Annotated in this window: 14 protein-coding genes; 9 read left to right on the top strand and 5 right to left on the bottom strand. The window is 61.6% G+C overall.

Annotated features, from left to right (window positions below):
* Positions 1–305 precede the first annotated feature (305 nt).
* Entirely contained in the window at positions 306–2,381 is a 2,076-nt protein-coding gene (locus C1X29_RS05095) for an AsmA family protein (RefSeq protein ID WP_102716978.1), read from the top strand.
* Between the two features lie 147 nt (positions 2,382–2,528).
* Here the strand turns inward: C1X29_RS05095 and C1X29_RS05105 are convergent, their stop codons facing one another.
* Entirely contained in the window at positions 2,529–3,059 is a 531-nt protein-coding gene (locus tag C1X29_RS05105; protein ID WP_011332217.1) for a bacterioferritin, read from the bottom strand.
* A 98-nt stretch (positions 3,060–3,157) separates the two neighbouring features.
* The gene (locus tag C1X29_RS05110; protein WP_102716980.1) at positions 3,158–4,060 is read right to left on the bottom strand and encodes a LysR substrate-binding domain-containing protein; all 903 of its coding nucleotides are present in this window, start codon (positions 4,058–4,060) and stop codon (positions 3,158–3,160) included.
* A gap of 119 nt (positions 4,061–4,179) precedes the next feature.
* On the opposite strand from C1X29_RS05110, the gene C1X29_RS05115 reads away from it, so the two are divergent.
* From C1X29_RS05115 to C1X29_RS05125, 3 genes are all read left to right on the top strand, one after another.
* Positions 4,180–4,818, top strand: a complete 639-nt coding sequence (locus C1X29_RS05115) for an FMN-dependent NADH-azoreductase (RefSeq protein ID WP_102716981.1) — start codon at positions 4,180–4,182, stop codon at positions 4,816–4,818.
* Positions 4,819–5,124 (top strand): multidrug efflux SMR transporter, encoded by a 306-nt coding sequence (locus C1X29_RS05120; protein WP_011332220.1) that lies wholly within the window; start codon positions 4,819–4,821, stop codon positions 5,122–5,124.
* A gap of 91 nt (positions 5,125–5,215) precedes the next feature.
* Positions 5,216–6,106, top strand: a complete 891-nt coding sequence (locus C1X29_RS05125) for a triacylglycerol lipase (RefSeq protein WP_102716982.1) — start codon at positions 5,216–5,218, stop codon at positions 6,104–6,106.
* Here C1X29_RS05125 and C1X29_RS05130 read toward each other — a convergent pair.
* Positions 6,103–6,996: a DMT family transporter gene (locus C1X29_RS05130; protein WP_102716983.1), complete on the bottom strand. Its 894-nt coding sequence runs from the start codon at positions 6,994–6,996 to the stop codon at positions 6,103–6,105. The two genes, C1X29_RS05125 and C1X29_RS05130, sit on opposite strands and share 4 nt — an antisense overlap.
* Positions 6,997–7,094: 98 nt before the next feature.
* On the opposite strand from C1X29_RS05130, the gene C1X29_RS05135 reads away from it, so the two are divergent.
* From C1X29_RS05135 to C1X29_RS05145, 3 genes are all read left to right on the top strand, one after another.
* A complete protein-coding gene (locus C1X29_RS05135) occupies positions 7,095–7,889 on the top strand; it encodes a helix-turn-helix transcriptional regulator (RefSeq protein ID WP_085746532.1) in 795 nt (264 codons plus the stop codon).
* Positions 7,890–7,952: 63 nt separating this feature from the next.
* A complete protein-coding gene (locus C1X29_RS05140) occupies positions 7,953–8,258 on the top strand; it encodes a PsiF family protein (protein WP_085746533.1) in 306 nt (101 codons plus the stop codon).
* Between the two features lie 320 nt (positions 8,259–8,578).
* Entirely contained in the window at positions 8,579–9,592 is a 1,014-nt protein-coding gene (locus C1X29_RS05145) for an AI-2E family transporter (RefSeq protein WP_007950612.1), read from the top strand.
* 108 nt (positions 9,593–9,700) lie between these two features.
* Here C1X29_RS05145 and C1X29_RS05150 read toward each other — a convergent pair whose 3' ends face one another.
* Entirely contained in the window at positions 9,701–10,969 is a 1,269-nt protein-coding gene (locus tag C1X29_RS05150) for an Hsp70 family protein (RefSeq protein ID WP_102716984.1), read from the bottom strand.
* Positions 10,970–11,262: 293 nt separating this feature from the next.
* On the opposite strand from C1X29_RS05150, the gene C1X29_RS05155 reads away from it, so the two are divergent.
* Both C1X29_RS05155 and C1X29_RS05160 read left to right on the top strand, forming a co-directional pair.
* Positions 11,263–12,216, top strand: a complete 954-nt coding sequence (locus C1X29_RS05155; RefSeq protein WP_102688381.1) for a DnaJ C-terminal domain-containing protein — start codon at positions 11,263–11,265, stop codon at positions 12,214–12,216.
* Positions 12,217–12,239: 23 nt separating this feature from the next.
* On the top strand, positions 12,240–12,545 hold the full coding sequence (locus C1X29_RS05160; RefSeq protein WP_085746536.1) for a chaperone modulator CbpM: 306 nt from the start codon (positions 12,240–12,242) through the stop codon (positions 12,543–12,545).
* 4 nt (positions 12,546–12,549) lie between these two features.
* Here C1X29_RS05160 and C1X29_RS05165 read toward each other — a convergent pair whose 3' ends face one another.
* The gene (locus C1X29_RS05165; protein ID WP_085746537.1) at positions 12,550–13,677 is read right to left on the bottom strand and encodes a sensor histidine kinase; all 1,128 of its coding nucleotides are present in this window, start codon (positions 13,675–13,677) and stop codon (positions 12,550–12,552) included.
* Positions 13,678–13,830: the final 153 nt, after the last annotated feature.

Raw genomic sequence — 13,830 nt, forward strand, 5'->3', positions numbered from 1 at the left:
ATAAACACAATGGTAATAATCAACAGAATTGATTGTTCGCTTGAGAGGCTCTAGCTCGGGCGTTTCAGGCGGGCGGTTTTGCACTGCGGTGGGTATTTTCCACCCACTCGCGCCCCGCAAAAGTGCGGGTCCGGTAACGCCAATTCGACCGATCGGTCAGAATGGCGACCGTTTTTTCCCCTCGATGGGGCTTTGGATTAAACCTGCGGGCTGTTTGTCAGTCACAGATTTCATGAGGGCCATCACGGCCCGTAGTTTCAGCTGCGTCGTGCCAATGGATGCAGTCGTCTTCAGGAGCTTTGTGCATGACGCGCACCCGTAAAATCTTCGCCTGGACCTTCGCCACCCTTGTGCTGCTTCTGGCGGTGCTGGTGTTGGTCATCGTGTTTTTCGACTGGAACCGGATCAAGCCGCCGCTCAATGCCAAAGTCTCGGAAGAATTGCACCGACCGTTCGCCATCAACGGCAACCTGTCGGTGGTCTGGCGGCGTGAGCTCGACGAGGGCGGCTGGCGCGCCTGGGTGCCGTGGCCGCATGTGGTTGCCGAAGACCTGACGCTGGGCAATCCCGACTGGTCGAAGCAACCGCAGATGGTCACCCTCAAACGGGTCGAGCTGCGCATTTCGCCACTGGCCTTGCTGGCGCAACGGGTCGCGATCCCGCGCATCGACCTGACCGAACCCAACGCGCAACTGCAGCGTTTGGCCGACGGCCGCGCCAACTGGACCTTCAAGTTCGATCCCAAGGACCCGAATGCCGAGCCCTCGAACTGGGTGGTCGACATCGGCGCCATCGGTTTCGACAAGGGCCACGTCACCCTCGATGATCAGACCCTCAAGACCAACCTCGACCTGTTGATCGATCCGCTGGGCAAGCCGATTCCGTTCAGCGACATCGTCGGCGACAAAGCCGCAAAAAACGCGCAGGACAAGGGCGGCGCACCGCAGGATTACGCCTTCGGCCTGAAAGTCACCGGCCAGTATCACGGCCAGAAACTCGCCGGCCAGGGCAAGATCGGTGGCTTGCTGGCTCTGCAGGACGCGAGCAAACCGTTCCCGTTGCAGGCCCAGGCGAAGATCGGCGATACCAGCGTCGAACTCGCCGGCACCCTGACCGATCCGCTGAACCTCGGCGCCCTCGATCTGCGCCTGAAACTGGCCGGCGCCAGCCTCGGCAACCTGTATCCGCTGACCGGCGTAACCCTGCCGGACACCCCGCCTTATGCCACCGACGGCCATTTGATCGCCAAGCTGCATGAGCCGGGCGGGGCGCAGTTCCGCTATGAACAGTTCAACGGCAAGATCGGCAGCAGCGACATCCATGGCGATTTGGCCTACGTCGCCAGTCAGCCACGGCCCAAGCTGAGTGGCGCGCTGCTGTCCAATCAACTGTTGTTTGCCGACCTCGCGCCGCTGATCGGTGCCGATTCCAATGCCAAGCAGAAGGCCCGTGGCGGCGAGAGCAAGCAGCCGGCGGACAAGGTGTTGCCGGTGGAAGAGTTCAAGACCGAGCGCTGGCGCGACATGGACGCCGACGTCGAATTCACCGGCAAACGCATCGTCCACAGCGAAGAACTGCCGTTCACCGACCTCTATACCCACCTCAAACTCAACGACGGCGAGCTGAGTCTGGAGCCGCTGCGCTTCGGCGTGGCCGGTGGCAACCTCGATGCGCAGATTCGCCTCAACGGTCGCACCGAACCGCTGGAGGGCCGGGCCAAATTGACCGCGCGCAAGTTCAAGCTCAAACAGCTGTTCCCGACCTTCGAACCGATGAAGACCAGTTTCGGCGAGCTCAACGGTGATGCCGATATCGCCGGTCGCGGCAACTCGGTGGCCAAACTGTTGGGCGGTGCCAACGGCAACCTGAAGATGCTGATCAACGACGGCGCGATCAGTCGCGAGTTGATGGAGCTGGCCGGGCTCAACGTCGGCAACTACGTGGTCGGCAAGATCTTTGGCGACAAGGAAGTGAAGATCAATTGCGCGGCGGCGGACTTCGATATCAAGACCGGTCTGGCGACGACAAGACTGTTTGTGTTCGATACCGAGAACGCAATTATCTACATCGACGGCACAGCGAACATGGCCACCGAGCAACTGGATCTGACGGTGACGCCGGAATCCAAGGGCTGGCGTTTGATTTCCCTGCGTTCGCCGTTGTACGTGCGTGGCAAGTTCATCAAGCCGGATGCGGGGGTGAAAGCGGTGCCGCTGATGTTGCGCGGGGCGGGGATGGTGGCCTTGGGCGTGATCGCTGCGCCGGCGGCAGGGTTGCTGGCGCTGGTGGCGCCGAGTGGTGGCGAGCCTAACCAGTGCGCGCCGCTGCTGGAGCAGATGAAGGCGGGCAAGGCGCCGGTGACTGTCAAACCTACCAAGTAATTGCAGCAACCCGATCGTTCCCACGTCGAACCGTCTGCGTGGGAACGTCGCCATGGACGCTCTGCGTCCGCTCTTGGGACGCTGAGCGTCCCGGGATGCATTCCCACGCGGAGCGTGGGAACGATCGGTCAGCGGGGGGAGCGGGGATTAGAGGTCTTTCAGAATATCCGCCATGTCATCCGCATGCTCTTCCTCCTGAGCCAGGATGTCTTCGAAGATCCGGCGCGTGGTCGGATCCTTTTCACCGATGTACTGGATGATCTCGCGGTAGCTGTCGATGGCGATCCGCTCGGCCACCAGGTCTTCGTAAACCATTTCCTTCAAGGTGTTGCCGGCCACGTATTGCGCGTGGGACATCTTCGACAGCAGGTCAGGGTTGAACTCGGGCTCGCCGCCCAGTTGCACGATGCGCTCGGCGAGACGGTCGGCGTGTTCGGCTTCCTGAGTGGCGTGCTCGAGGAACTCGTCGGCGGCGACGTTGGCTTTCAGGCCGTTGGCCATGAAGTAGTGGCGCTTGTAGCGCAAGACGCAGACCAGTTCGGTGGCCAGCGATTCGTTGAGCAGGCGCAGCACTTCTTCACGGTTGGCGCTGTAGCTTTCGGTCACTGCGCCGTTTTCCACGTGCTGGCGTGCGCGCTCGCGCAGGGTTTGAACATCAGACAATTGCAGATCACTCATTTCAGTCTCCTGGAGGCTAATCCGATTGGCGTCACGTTCTGCTGACGTGATCGTTACCTGGTTGTGAGTGATGAACGCGGCAAAAAGTTTTGTCGGATTCAGCGCGGGGCATGCCCGGAGAGCTGCGCCTCTTCGCGCAGCCAGGCAAAAAACGCCTTTACCGGCGGATGCCGCTCGCGGCCCGGTACACAAAGCGCGCTGTAACCGGCGCCGTCGACCTGCACTTCGTCCTTGTACGGCACCAGCAGACCGCTGGCGACGCTCTCCGACACCAGAATATTGCTCGCCAGCACCAGCCCCTGTCCGGCAATGGCTGCTTGCAGCGCGTAGTGCTCTTCGTCGTATTCGCGGACGGCCGGTTGCTGATTGAGCCAGTTCTCGCCTGACTGCGCGCACCAGGCTTCCCAGCCGTGGGCGTAGAGCTTTGAGTTGTGCCAGCGCACGCTGATCAGCGCCGGGGTACGGCGGGCGGCCAGCGCCACCTGCTCCGGCGAGCCATACACGCCGAACGACTCATCGAACAGGCACAACCCGTAGAGGTTCGGGTAATCGTCGAGGCTGTAGCGCAGCACCAGATCGACGCTGGCGTCCTGATGCAGGTCGATGACTTCGCAATGGGTGTCCAGCCGCACATTGATGTTCGGATGCTTCGCATAAAACCGCCCCAGTCGCGGCACCAGCCACAGCGCGGCGAACGCGGCGGTGGTCGACAGCGTCAGGCTGCTGCCGCTGCGTTGCGGGCGCAGGGTGTCGACGCTTTGCGCCACCTCCAGAAATGCGCCGTGCAGGCTGCGGAACAGCCGCTCGCCACCCTCGGTCAGGCGCACCTGACGCGGTAGGCGTTCGAACAGCGCCACGCCGAGCCAGTCCTCCAGCGAACGGATCTGATGGGAAATCGCCGTGGGCGTCACCGCCAGTTCTTCGGCGGCCGCCTTGAAACTCAACAGGCGTGAGGCGGATTCGAACGCACGCAGGGCGGTCAGGGGCAAGGCAGCGAACATGAAAGCTCCACGGATGAAATAAATTCATCCTGACTGATTTTTGCTCATTTGAGGTGATGAAGTGATGCCCGCAATCTGGCGCCACACAGTCACTCAAGTCTAGTCCCAAGGAGATTCAGATGAGCAAGATTCTCGTGATCCATGCCAGTCCTCGCGGTGAGCGTTCCCATTCGCGGCGTCTGGCGGAAAGTTTTCTCAGCGCCTGGCAAGTCCGTCATCCACAGGCTCAGGTCACTCGCCGTGAAGTCGGCCGGGCATTGATTCCGGCGGTGAACGAGGCGTTTGTCGCGGCGGCGTTTTACCCGGAGCCCGAGGCAAGGCCGCTGACGATGCAGGCCGATCTGGCGCTCAGCGATCAACTGGTGGGCGAGTTGTTCGATCACGACCTGCTGCTGATTTCCACGCCGATGTACAACTTCAACGTGCCCAGCGGCCTCAAGGCCTGGGTCGATCAGATCGTGCGGTTGGGTCTGACGTTCGACCATACGCTGGACAACGGCATCGCCCAATACACGCCGCTGCTGCACGGCAAAAAGGCGCTGATCGTCACCAGTCGCGGCGGTTTCGGTTTCGGCCCGGGCGGTGAGCTGGAGGCGCTTAACCACGCCGACCCTTGGTTGCGCACCGCGCTTGGCTTCATCGGCATCAACGATGTCACGGTGGTCGCCGCCGAGGGCGAGGAATCCGCCGAGCGCACCTTCGCGGTGTCGGTGGCCGAGGCCGAGCAGCGCTTGCTCGACCTCGCCCGGGAGCTCTAGGTGGCCTGGCTGTTTCTGCTGATCGCAGCGGGGTTCGAGGTCACCTTCGCCATGGGCATGAAGTACGCCGAGGGTTTCACCCGGCTCTGGCCGTCGCTGATTACCGTGGTCGCGGCGGTGGGCGGGGTGTACTTCCTGACCTTGGCGATGCGCGAGTTGCCGGTGAGCATCGCCTACCCGATCTGGACCGCCATCGGTTCGCTTGGCACGGTGTTTCTCGGATTCGCCCTGCTGGGCGAGAGCCTGACGCTGGTGAAGTTGCTGTCCGTGGGGCTGATTGTGGCGGGGGTGGTGGGGCTGAAGTAGGCTGGTCGTGGAGTTGTCATCATCGAGGCGGATGCTTGGCGGGCGTTTTGCACGCCCTGCATCCACTCACCGACCACAAGGATGTTTGCCCATGTCGCAAGATTCGGCCACACGTTATCCACTGGTGCTGGTGCCGGGAATGCTCGGTTTCATCCGTCTGGTGCTGTACCCGTACTGGTACGGAATCATCAAGGCGTTGCGCCGGGGTGGTGCAACGGTGATTGCGGTGCAGGTGTCGCCGCTCAATTCCACCGAGGTGCGCGGCGAGCAGTTGCTGACGCGCATCGATGAAATCCTTCGTGAGACCGGCGCGGTCAAGGTCAATCTGTTCGGCCATAGCCAGGGTTCGCTGACGGCACGTTACGCGGCGGCCAAGCGACCGGATCTGGTGGCGTCGGTGACGTCGGTTGCCGGGCCCAATCACGGTTCGGAACTGGCCGACTATCTGGCGAAACACTATCCGGCGGACAGCGCCAAGGGCCGAATCCTCGAGGCGCTGTTGCGTTTTGTCGGCTGGCTGATGGCGCTGCTGGAGACCGGCTACCACGGGCCGAAACTGCCGGTGGATATCCACGCCTCGCACCATTCCCTGACCACCGAAGGCGTGGCGCTGTTCAACCAGCGTTATCCACAGGGCCTGCCGCAAACCTGGGGCGGGCAGGGGCCGGAAGAGGTCAACGGCGTGCGGTATTACTCGTGGTCCGGCACCTTGCAGCCGGGTAAGACTGATCGCGGTGGCAACCTGTTCGATGGCACCAACCGCAATTGCCGGTTGTTCGCCAAAACCTTCGTGCGTGAGCCGGGGCAGTGCGATGGCATGGTCGGACGCTACAGCTCGCACCTGGGCACGGTCATCGGCGATGACTACCCGATGGATCACTTCGACATCGTCAACCAGTCGCTGGGTCTGGTTGGCAAAGGCGCGGATCCGGTGCGGCTGTTCGTCGAGCATGCGGCGCGGTTGAAAGCCGCCGGGGTCTAGGCGGCGCTCGGGGTGCGGGAGCGACCGAGGGCGGTGGTCCAGCGCTCGGAAAGAATCACCCCGCCCAGCGTCAGCAAGCCACCGACCAGGTGATACATCGCCAGTTGTTCCTTCAGCACCACTGCGGCAATCAGCGCCGTGATCAGCGGCAGCAGGTTGAAGAACAGCGTGGTCCGGCTCGGGCCCAGACGCTGCACGGCCTGCATCCACGCCAGCGGCGCAAGCATCGAGGCCAGCAGGCACGCGTACAGCACCAGCGGAATGTTCTGCAGGTTCAGGCCGGTTTTCGGTGAAGTCGCGTACAGCGGAAACAACACCACCACCGCCACCAGCACCTGCAAGTACAGCAACACCAATGGCGGCAGGCGCAGCTGCCATTTTTTCAGCAGGGTGCTGTAGATCGCGTAGGCGAGGGTGGCAATCAACATCATCGCGTCACCCAGGTTCACCCCGTGTTGCAGCAGTGCGCCGAGGCTGCCGGAGGACACCACCACCAATACACCCGCGAATGAAAGTACGGCTCCGACCAGTGCGCCGGCGGTCAGGCGCTGGCCGAGGCTGATGATCGCCATGGCCAGCGACATCAATGGCATCAACGACAGGATGATGCCCATGTTCGTGGCGCTGGTCATGGTCGCAGCGAAGTAGGCCAGGCTCTGATAGACCGCCATGCCGAGCACGCCGAGGATGAAGATCTTGCCCAGGTTCGGGCGGATCTGCGGCCAGTGCGCGATCACCTTTTTGAGCATGAACGGCGTGAACAGCAGGCCGGCGAGCAGCCAGCGGTAGAAGCCGATCTCGGCGGGGAAGATCGCACCGACCGCGAGCTTGTTGATCACGGTGTTGCCGGCCCAGATGAAAATCGCCAGCAGGGGAAACGCGTATTGCATGGGAGGAGAAACCAGTACGTTGATGAACGGTGATTATCCCTTGTCTGGATGCAGGCCTATACTGCGAACCGGACAACCCGCCCCTGATTCCGGACAGCATGAACAGTAAACACATCGATCTTCTGGATTTCAGCGAACTGCCGTCAGCGGTGTATTTCCGCTATGCCGACTTCAACGCTCACGAATACGCCGCGCCGCATCGCCATCCGTGGGGCACACTGGAATACGCGGCACACGGCGTGCTGCACATGGATGTCGACGGCAGTCGCTTCATGTCGCCGCCGCAATACGCGGTGTGGGTGCCGCCGCAGGTCGAGCACAGTTTCTACAGTCATCAGCCGGTCAACTATCGGGCTGTGTGTCTGGCGCCGGATGTCTGTTCCGATTTGCCGACGCAGGCCTGCACTCTGGCGATCAGCGACATTCTCAAGGCGATCCTCAAGGACTTCGCCGCCCGTGATGTGAAGATCCCGGCGTTCGAAGCCGACCAGCGCCTGGCCCAGGTGCTGGTGGATCAATTGCGCCAGGCGCCGGTTCACCAATGCTATTTACCTTACGCCAGCAGCCCCGGATTGCTGACCATTCTCGAAACCCTGCAGGCCGAGCCCGGCAACAATCAGCCGCTGGCGCACTGGGCGGCGCAAGTGCATGTCAGCGAGCGCACTCTGGCCCGGCAATTCGTGCGGGAATTGGGGATGAGTTTTGGCGAATGGCGCCAGCGGCTGCGCTATCTCGCGGCCATCGAGGCGCTGGAGTCGGCGCGCAGCGTGCAGGAAATCGCTTTCGATCTCGGCTACAGCAGCGGCTCGGCCTTCATCGCCATGTTTGCCCGGCAGGCCGGATGTACCCCCGAACAATACCGGCGCAGCCATCTTGAGGGCAGGAAGGTGTAACAAGCTTTGACTACACTCAGCCGGAGGCCGCCTCCATCGAGGCGGCGCCAAGGAGAAAACTCCATGAAGATGCTGCGTGTCCCTTTGTTGATGATCGGTCTGCTGCTGTGCTCCCAGGGTTTCGCCGCCACGGCGCAACAGAACAAAATGACCACCTGCAACGCCGACGCCACGGCCAAGAGCCTCAAGGGCGACGAGCGCAAAGCCTTCATGAGCACCTGCCTCAAGGCAACCCCGGCAGCAAACGACGCCAAGGCCCTGACCCCGCAGCAACAGAAAATGAAAACCTGCAACGCCGATGCGGCCACCAAGGCGCTGACGGGTGATGCGCGCAAGACCTTCATGAGTGATTGCCTGAAGAAAAAATAAAGCGGGTTTGAGTGGTGACTGGCAGATGTGTCCGGCTTGGGATCCAGGCCCTCTCCCAGAGGGAGAGGGGACTGACCGCGTTGTTTCCAGGCATTCTTCGACCTGAAACATCCGGTCGATTATGGATTCGATACAGAGCTTTCAGGTCGCCGGATCACCCGAGCATCCCGCAATCAGTGCCCTCTCCCTCCGGGAGAGGGCTAGGGTGAGGGGTGGTTCTCAAGCCGAGCCCCAAACCTACAAACACCGCATATCCCTAGTGCTCCCCAAGGATCGCTGGCAGACTGCCAATCCTTTTACGCCGTTCGTTTTGAGGCTGTATGCCAACGTTTTCTGAGCGTCATGTAGTGTTCTGGGTCAGTTGCATCATCATTTTCGGCGGTCTGTTGCTGGTGTTGCCATTGCGTTTGCTGCCCAGTCTGCTCGCCGGGCTGCTGGTATTCGAACTGGTCAACATGCTCACCCCGCAACTGCAACGGCTGATCGAAGGTCGCCGTGCGCGGTGGCTGGCGGTGGCGCTGCTGGGCACGCTGGTGGTGAGTGTGCTGGCGTTGATCTTTGCCGGGGCCATCAGTTTCCTGTTGCACGAGGCGGAAAACCCCGGCGCTTCCCTCGATAAATTCATGGGTGTGGTCGACCGCGCGCGTGGGCAGCTCCCGCCGTTTCTCGACAGTTACCTGCCGGCCAGTGCCGCCGAATTCCGGGTGGCCATCGGTGAATGGGCGAGCAAGCATTTGTCCGACCTGCAACTGGTGGGCAAGGACGCGGCGCACATGTTCGTGACGCTGCTGATCGGCATGGTGCTGGGCGCGATCATCGCCTTGCAGCGCGTGCCGGACGTCACCAAGCGCAAGCCGTTGGCGGCCGCACTGTTCGACCGTCTGCACTTGCTGGTTCAGGCGTTTCGCAACATCGTGTTCGCGCAGATCAAGATTTCTCTGCTCAACACCTTCTTCACCGGGATCTTCCTGGCGGTGATCCTGCCGATGTTCGGGATCAAGCTGCCGCTGACCAAGACCCTGATCGTGCTGACCTTCCTGCTCGGTCTGCTGCCGGTGATCGGCAATCTGATGTCGAACACGCTGATCACCATCGTCGGCCTGTCGCTGTCGATCTGGGTGGCCATTGCGGCGCTTGGGTACCTGATCTTTATCCACAAGCTCGAATACTTTCTCAACGCGCGCATCGTCGGCGGGCAGATCAGTGCCAAGTCCTGGGAGTTGCTGCTGGCAATGCTGGTGTTCGAGGCCGCGTTCGGCTTGCCGGGGGTAGTGGCGGGGCCGATTTATTACGCGTATCTGAAGAGTGAGCTGAAGCTGGGCGGGATGGTTTAAAAGCAGCTGCGAGTTTTGAGCTGCAAGCCGCAAGAAAAAGGCAAGAGCGGTGGTCGCTCTTGCCTTTGCTTTTACTTGTAGCTTGAAGCTTGCAACTTGAGGCTGGCGTTAAACGCCGTAGCGCTTCATGGCTTCAATCGCCAGGCCGCTGCCGATGCTGCCGAAGATATTGCCTTCCACATGCCGCGCGTTCGGCAGCATCGCCGAGACGCTGTTGCGCAGTGCCGGAATGCCGCTCGAGCCACCGGTAAAGAACACCGTATCAACCTGACCCACCGCCACATTGGCGTCCGCCAGCAACTGGGTGACGCTGCCGCGCATGCGCTCCAGCTGCGACTCGATCGCCGACTCGAACAACGCCCGGGTCAGTTCCACGCTCAGGCCCGGCTCGATGCGATCCAGCGGCACATGGCGGCTGTCGTTGTGGGTCAGCTGAATCTTGGTTTCTTCCACTTCCATCGCCAGCCAATGCCCGGCGCGCTGTTCGATCAGCTTGAACAGACGGTCGATGCCGCCGGTGTCTTCGATGTCGTAGCGCATGCTGCCCAGGGCCAGGGTCGATTTCTGCGAGTACACCGAGTTGATGGTATGCCAGGTCGCCAGGTTCATGTGGTGACTGGTCGGCATGAACGCGCCGCTTTTCATGCGGCTGCCGTAGCCGAACAGCGGCATCAGGCCTTGCAGGCTCAATTGTTTGTCGAAGTCGGTCCCGCCGATGTGCACGCCGCCGGTGGCGAGGATGTCGTCGTGACGGTTATCCACACCACGACGCTCGGGCGACAGGCGCACCAGCGAGAAGTCTGACGTACCGCCGCCGATGTCGACGATCAGCACCAGTTCTTCCTTTTCGATGGTCGACTCGTAGTCGAAGGCTGCGGCAATCGGCTCGTACTGGAACGACACGTCCTTGAAACCGAGTTTGCGCGCCACTTCCACCAGGGTGTCTTCGGCTTCCTGGTCGGCCAGCGGATCGTCGTCGACGAAGAACACCGGGCGGCCCAGTACAACCTGCTCGAACTCCCGACCGGCGGCAGTTTCCGCGCGGCTCTTGAGCTGGCCGATGAACAGCCCGAGCAAGTCCTTGAACGGCATCGCGGTGCCGAGAACGCTGGTGTCGTGCTTGATCAGCTTGGAACCGAGAAGACTTTTGAGCGAGCGCATCAGCCGGCCTTCGTAGCCTTCCAGGTACTCGTGCAGCGCCAGACGGCCGTATACCGGACGGCGCTCTTCGATATTGAAAAAGACCACCGATGGCAGGGTGATCTTGTCGTCTTCCAGCGCGATCATCGTTTCCATGCCGGGGCGCAGCCAGCCGACGGTGGAGTTGGACGTGCCGAAGTCGATGCCGCAGGCACGGGCTGGAGAGGCGTCTTTCATGGTCTTTCGGTTCCGGTCAAAAAAACGGCCGCGCAGTGTATGTCAGTGCGCGACAGATTCGAAGGCCGGTCATCTGCTATTTCACGACTAAGCTTGCTTGAAACTCGGCGCTTTGCCCCAAACTTGCTGGCATGGGTCGGCAGAAATACCGGCGGTCGCAAGAACCGCCGTCCACTGCCGATAAACTTCTGCTGCGCCACCCGGTCACAAACTTGAGATCGGTCAACCCGGCACGCGCGAATAGGCGCATGCTGGGATCGGCGCGAAATCGATAACGGATGGTGATTCCTTCGATGGACTTCAAAGACTATTACAAGATACTCGGCGTGGAGCCGACGGCTGACGACAAGGCAATCAAGGCTGCCTATCGCAAGCTGGCGCGCAAATACCACCCCGATGTCAGCAAGGAAAAGGACGCCGAGGCCAAGTTCAAGGACGCCTCGGAAGCCTATGAAGCGCTGAAAAGTGCCGACAAACGCGCCGAATACGATGACCTGCGCCGTTACGGCCAGCACGGTCAGCCGTTCCAGGGCCCGCCGGGCTGGCAGAGCCGTGGCGGCTTTGGCAACAGTGGCGGTCAGGACACCGGTGACTTTTCGGACTTCTTCAGTTCGATCTTCGGCAATCGCGGCCCCGGTTTCGGTGGCGGCGCTGGCCGGCAATCCCGCAGCGCCGGACGGCGAGGGCAAGACGTGGAACTGGAACTGCCGATCTTTCTGGAAGAGACGCTTTCGAACGAATCGAAAAAGATCAGCTTTCAGGTGCCGCAATACAACGGTTCGGGCCAGCACGTCAGCAACACCAGCAAGAGCCTGAACGTGAAGATCCCGGCCGGCGTGGCCGACGGCGAGCGCATCCGCCTCAAGGGTCAGGGCGCACCGGGCATTGGTGGCGGCGCCAATGGTGATCTGTACCTGACCATCCGTTTCGCGCCGCACCCGAAATTCGACGTCGAAGGCGAAAACCTGATCATCACCTTGCCGCTTGCTCCCTGGGAGCTGGCGCTGGGCGCCGAAGTGGCCGTGCCGACCCTGACCGGCAAGATCAACCTCAAGGTCCCGGCCGGCAGCCAGAATGGCCAGCGCATGCGAGCCAAGGGCCACGGCCTGCAGAACAAGGCCGGCGAGCGCGGTTATCTGTTCGTCCAGCTCAAGGCCGTGATGCCCAAAGCCAACGGCGATGACGTCAAGGCGCTGTGGCAGGAACTGGCGAAGAAGGCCGCCTTCAATCCGCGAGAGAACTTCTGATACTGACGACGGAGTAGCCCATCATGAGCAGCCCCCTGATCGTTCAACTGGACATGGCAGAATTCTGTGAGGCGGCCGACCTGTCGGACGTCTACGTGATCGAAATCGTCGAGCACGGCATCCTCGAACCTCAGGGCACGCAGCCCCGGGAATGGCGCTTCACCGACTACGAACTGGCCCTGGCCAAACGCGCCGCCAAGCTGCGGCGCGACCTTGACCTGGAATGGGAAGGCGTCGCCCTGGCGCTGGACCTGCTGGAAGAAGTGCAGGAGTTGCGATCCGAGAACCGCATGCTCCGTCAGCGTCTGGCGCGGCTGGTGGTCGAGTAGCGCTTCAAACCTGTCTGGGCAGCGTCACGCTGAACAGCGTTCCGTCGGCTTCGCTTGAACTGACTTCGATCGTCCCGCCGTGGGCGGTCACCACTTCCTTGATGATGAACAGGCCCAGACCGAGGCTGGTCGACGGCTGGCCGAGTTCTTCGTCGGCACTGCGCACCAATGGATCGAAAATCGTACCGATGGCTTCTGCGGGAATGGGGTTGCCGCAGTTGTGCACGGTCAGAAGCACGTGCCCGGCTTCTCCCTTCAACGTCACGATCACTTCGCGCGGATCAGACCCATGCTGCAAGGCATTGCCGATCAGATTCTGCAGCAGTTGATCGATCCGTCCGGCATCCCAGTTGCCACGGGTGTCACCCTCGGTTTTCAGTGTCGGATCACTTTCCGGATTGCCGGCGCAGGCTTCGGCGATGGCGGCGCGCGCCGCGTCGGCCAGGTCCATCGGTGCCGGTTCGATCGGCAGGCTCTTGCCCAGGCGGCTGCGCACCAGTTCCAGCAGGTCGCTGACCATCGCCGCCATATGCCGCGCACCCTGTCTGATGTTCAGCGCGCAGGTCAGCGCATCGCCTTCCAGCGCCGTTTTGCGCATCAGCAACTCGGTGGACATGCTGACCGCTTGCAACGGTGCGCGCAGGTCATGGCCGAGGATGGCGAGAAAGATATCCCGTGAATGAGCAACCTGTTCGGCGTAAGCGGCCGTCGATTCGGCCAGGGCTTCATCAACGGCTTCGTTGAAACGGATCATGTCCTGGAAGTACGCGATGTCCGGTGATTCCAGACTGTTGACCCAGAGGCGGATCACACAGGCACGCAAATGACGGAATTCGGACGTCATCTGCACCAGGTCGAAACCCACTGTATGGCGCAACTCTCCGTGGCTGGCACCGGCCTCGTCCAGGCTCGGGGTTTTCTCCGGGCCTTCGCCTTTGGCTTTGGCAATCTGCTCGCTGGCGGTCTGTGCGGTGTCCATGTCGCGGGCGGCGGCCAGCAGAATCTCTCTGGCATGATCGCGCAGCGCCGTTCTGTCCATGGTCTCGGCCGCCGGGGTGATGGTCCTGGCGAACTGTTCCCACTCCTCGACGATGTGATCCGCGTGTTGCCGGATAAATTCGGATAAACGCATGTCCGGGTTCCTGGAAATTCAAGTCGGGGCGTTCGAATATTAGCCCCTTTGGGCGGGAATGAAAGTGCCGCTCGGGCCTGAAATCTCCGCTGACAAGACGCCGTGCCGCGATACCTATATACCGCCGCCGTTGAGTCTCGCCATGGTCTGCTT

This window comes from Pseudomonas sp. GW456-12-10-14-LB2 (genome assembly GCF_002884345.1).
Classification (GTDB): Bacteria; Pseudomonadota; Gammaproteobacteria; order Pseudomonadales; family Pseudomonadaceae; genus Aquipseudomonas; species Aquipseudomonas paraglycinae.

Excerpts from the sequence above, each read along its gene's own strand:
- C1X29_RS05095 (WP_102716978.1), top strand. The coding sequence starts at position 306 with ATGACGCGCACCCGTAAAATCTTCGCCTGGACCTTCGCCACCCTTGTG.
- C1X29_RS05105 (WP_011332217.1), bottom strand. The coding sequence starts at position 3,059 with ATGAGTGATCTGCAATTGTCTGATGTTCAAACCCTGCGCGAGCGCGCA.
- C1X29_RS05110 (WP_102716980.1), bottom strand. The coding sequence starts at position 4,060 with ATGTTCGCTGCCTTGCCCCTGACCGCCCTGCGTGCGTTCGAATCCGCC.
- C1X29_RS05115 (WP_102716981.1), top strand. The coding sequence starts at position 4,180 with ATGAGCAAGATTCTCGTGATCCATGCCAGTCCTCGCGGTGAGCGTTCC.
- C1X29_RS05125 (WP_102716982.1), top strand. The coding sequence starts at position 5,216 with ATGTCGCAAGATTCGGCCACACGTTATCCACTGGTGCTGGTGCCGGGA.
- C1X29_RS05130 (WP_102716983.1), bottom strand. The coding sequence starts at position 6,996 with ATGCAATACGCGTTTCCCCTGCTGGCGATTTTCATCTGGGCCGGCAAC.
- C1X29_RS05135 (WP_085746532.1), top strand. The coding sequence starts at position 7,095 with ATGAACAGTAAACACATCGATCTTCTGGATTTCAGCGAACTGCCGTCA.
- C1X29_RS05140 (WP_085746533.1), top strand. The coding sequence starts at position 7,953 with ATGAAGATGCTGCGTGTCCCTTTGTTGATGATCGGTCTGCTGCTGTGC.
- C1X29_RS05145 (WP_007950612.1), top strand. The coding sequence starts at position 8,579 with ATGCCAACGTTTTCTGAGCGTCATGTAGTGTTCTGGGTCAGTTGCATC.
- C1X29_RS05150 (WP_102716984.1), bottom strand. The coding sequence starts at position 10,969 with ATGAAAGACGCCTCTCCAGCCCGTGCCTGCGGCATCGACTTCGGCACG.
- C1X29_RS05155 (WP_102688381.1), top strand. The coding sequence starts at position 11,263 with ATGGACTTCAAAGACTATTACAAGATACTCGGCGTGGAGCCGACGGCT.
- C1X29_RS05160 (WP_085746536.1), top strand. The coding sequence starts at position 12,240 with ATGAGCAGCCCCCTGATCGTTCAACTGGACATGGCAGAATTCTGTGAG.
- C1X29_RS05165 (WP_085746537.1), bottom strand. The coding sequence starts at position 13,677 with ATGCGTTTATCCGAATTTATCCGGCAACACGCGGATCACATCGTCGAG.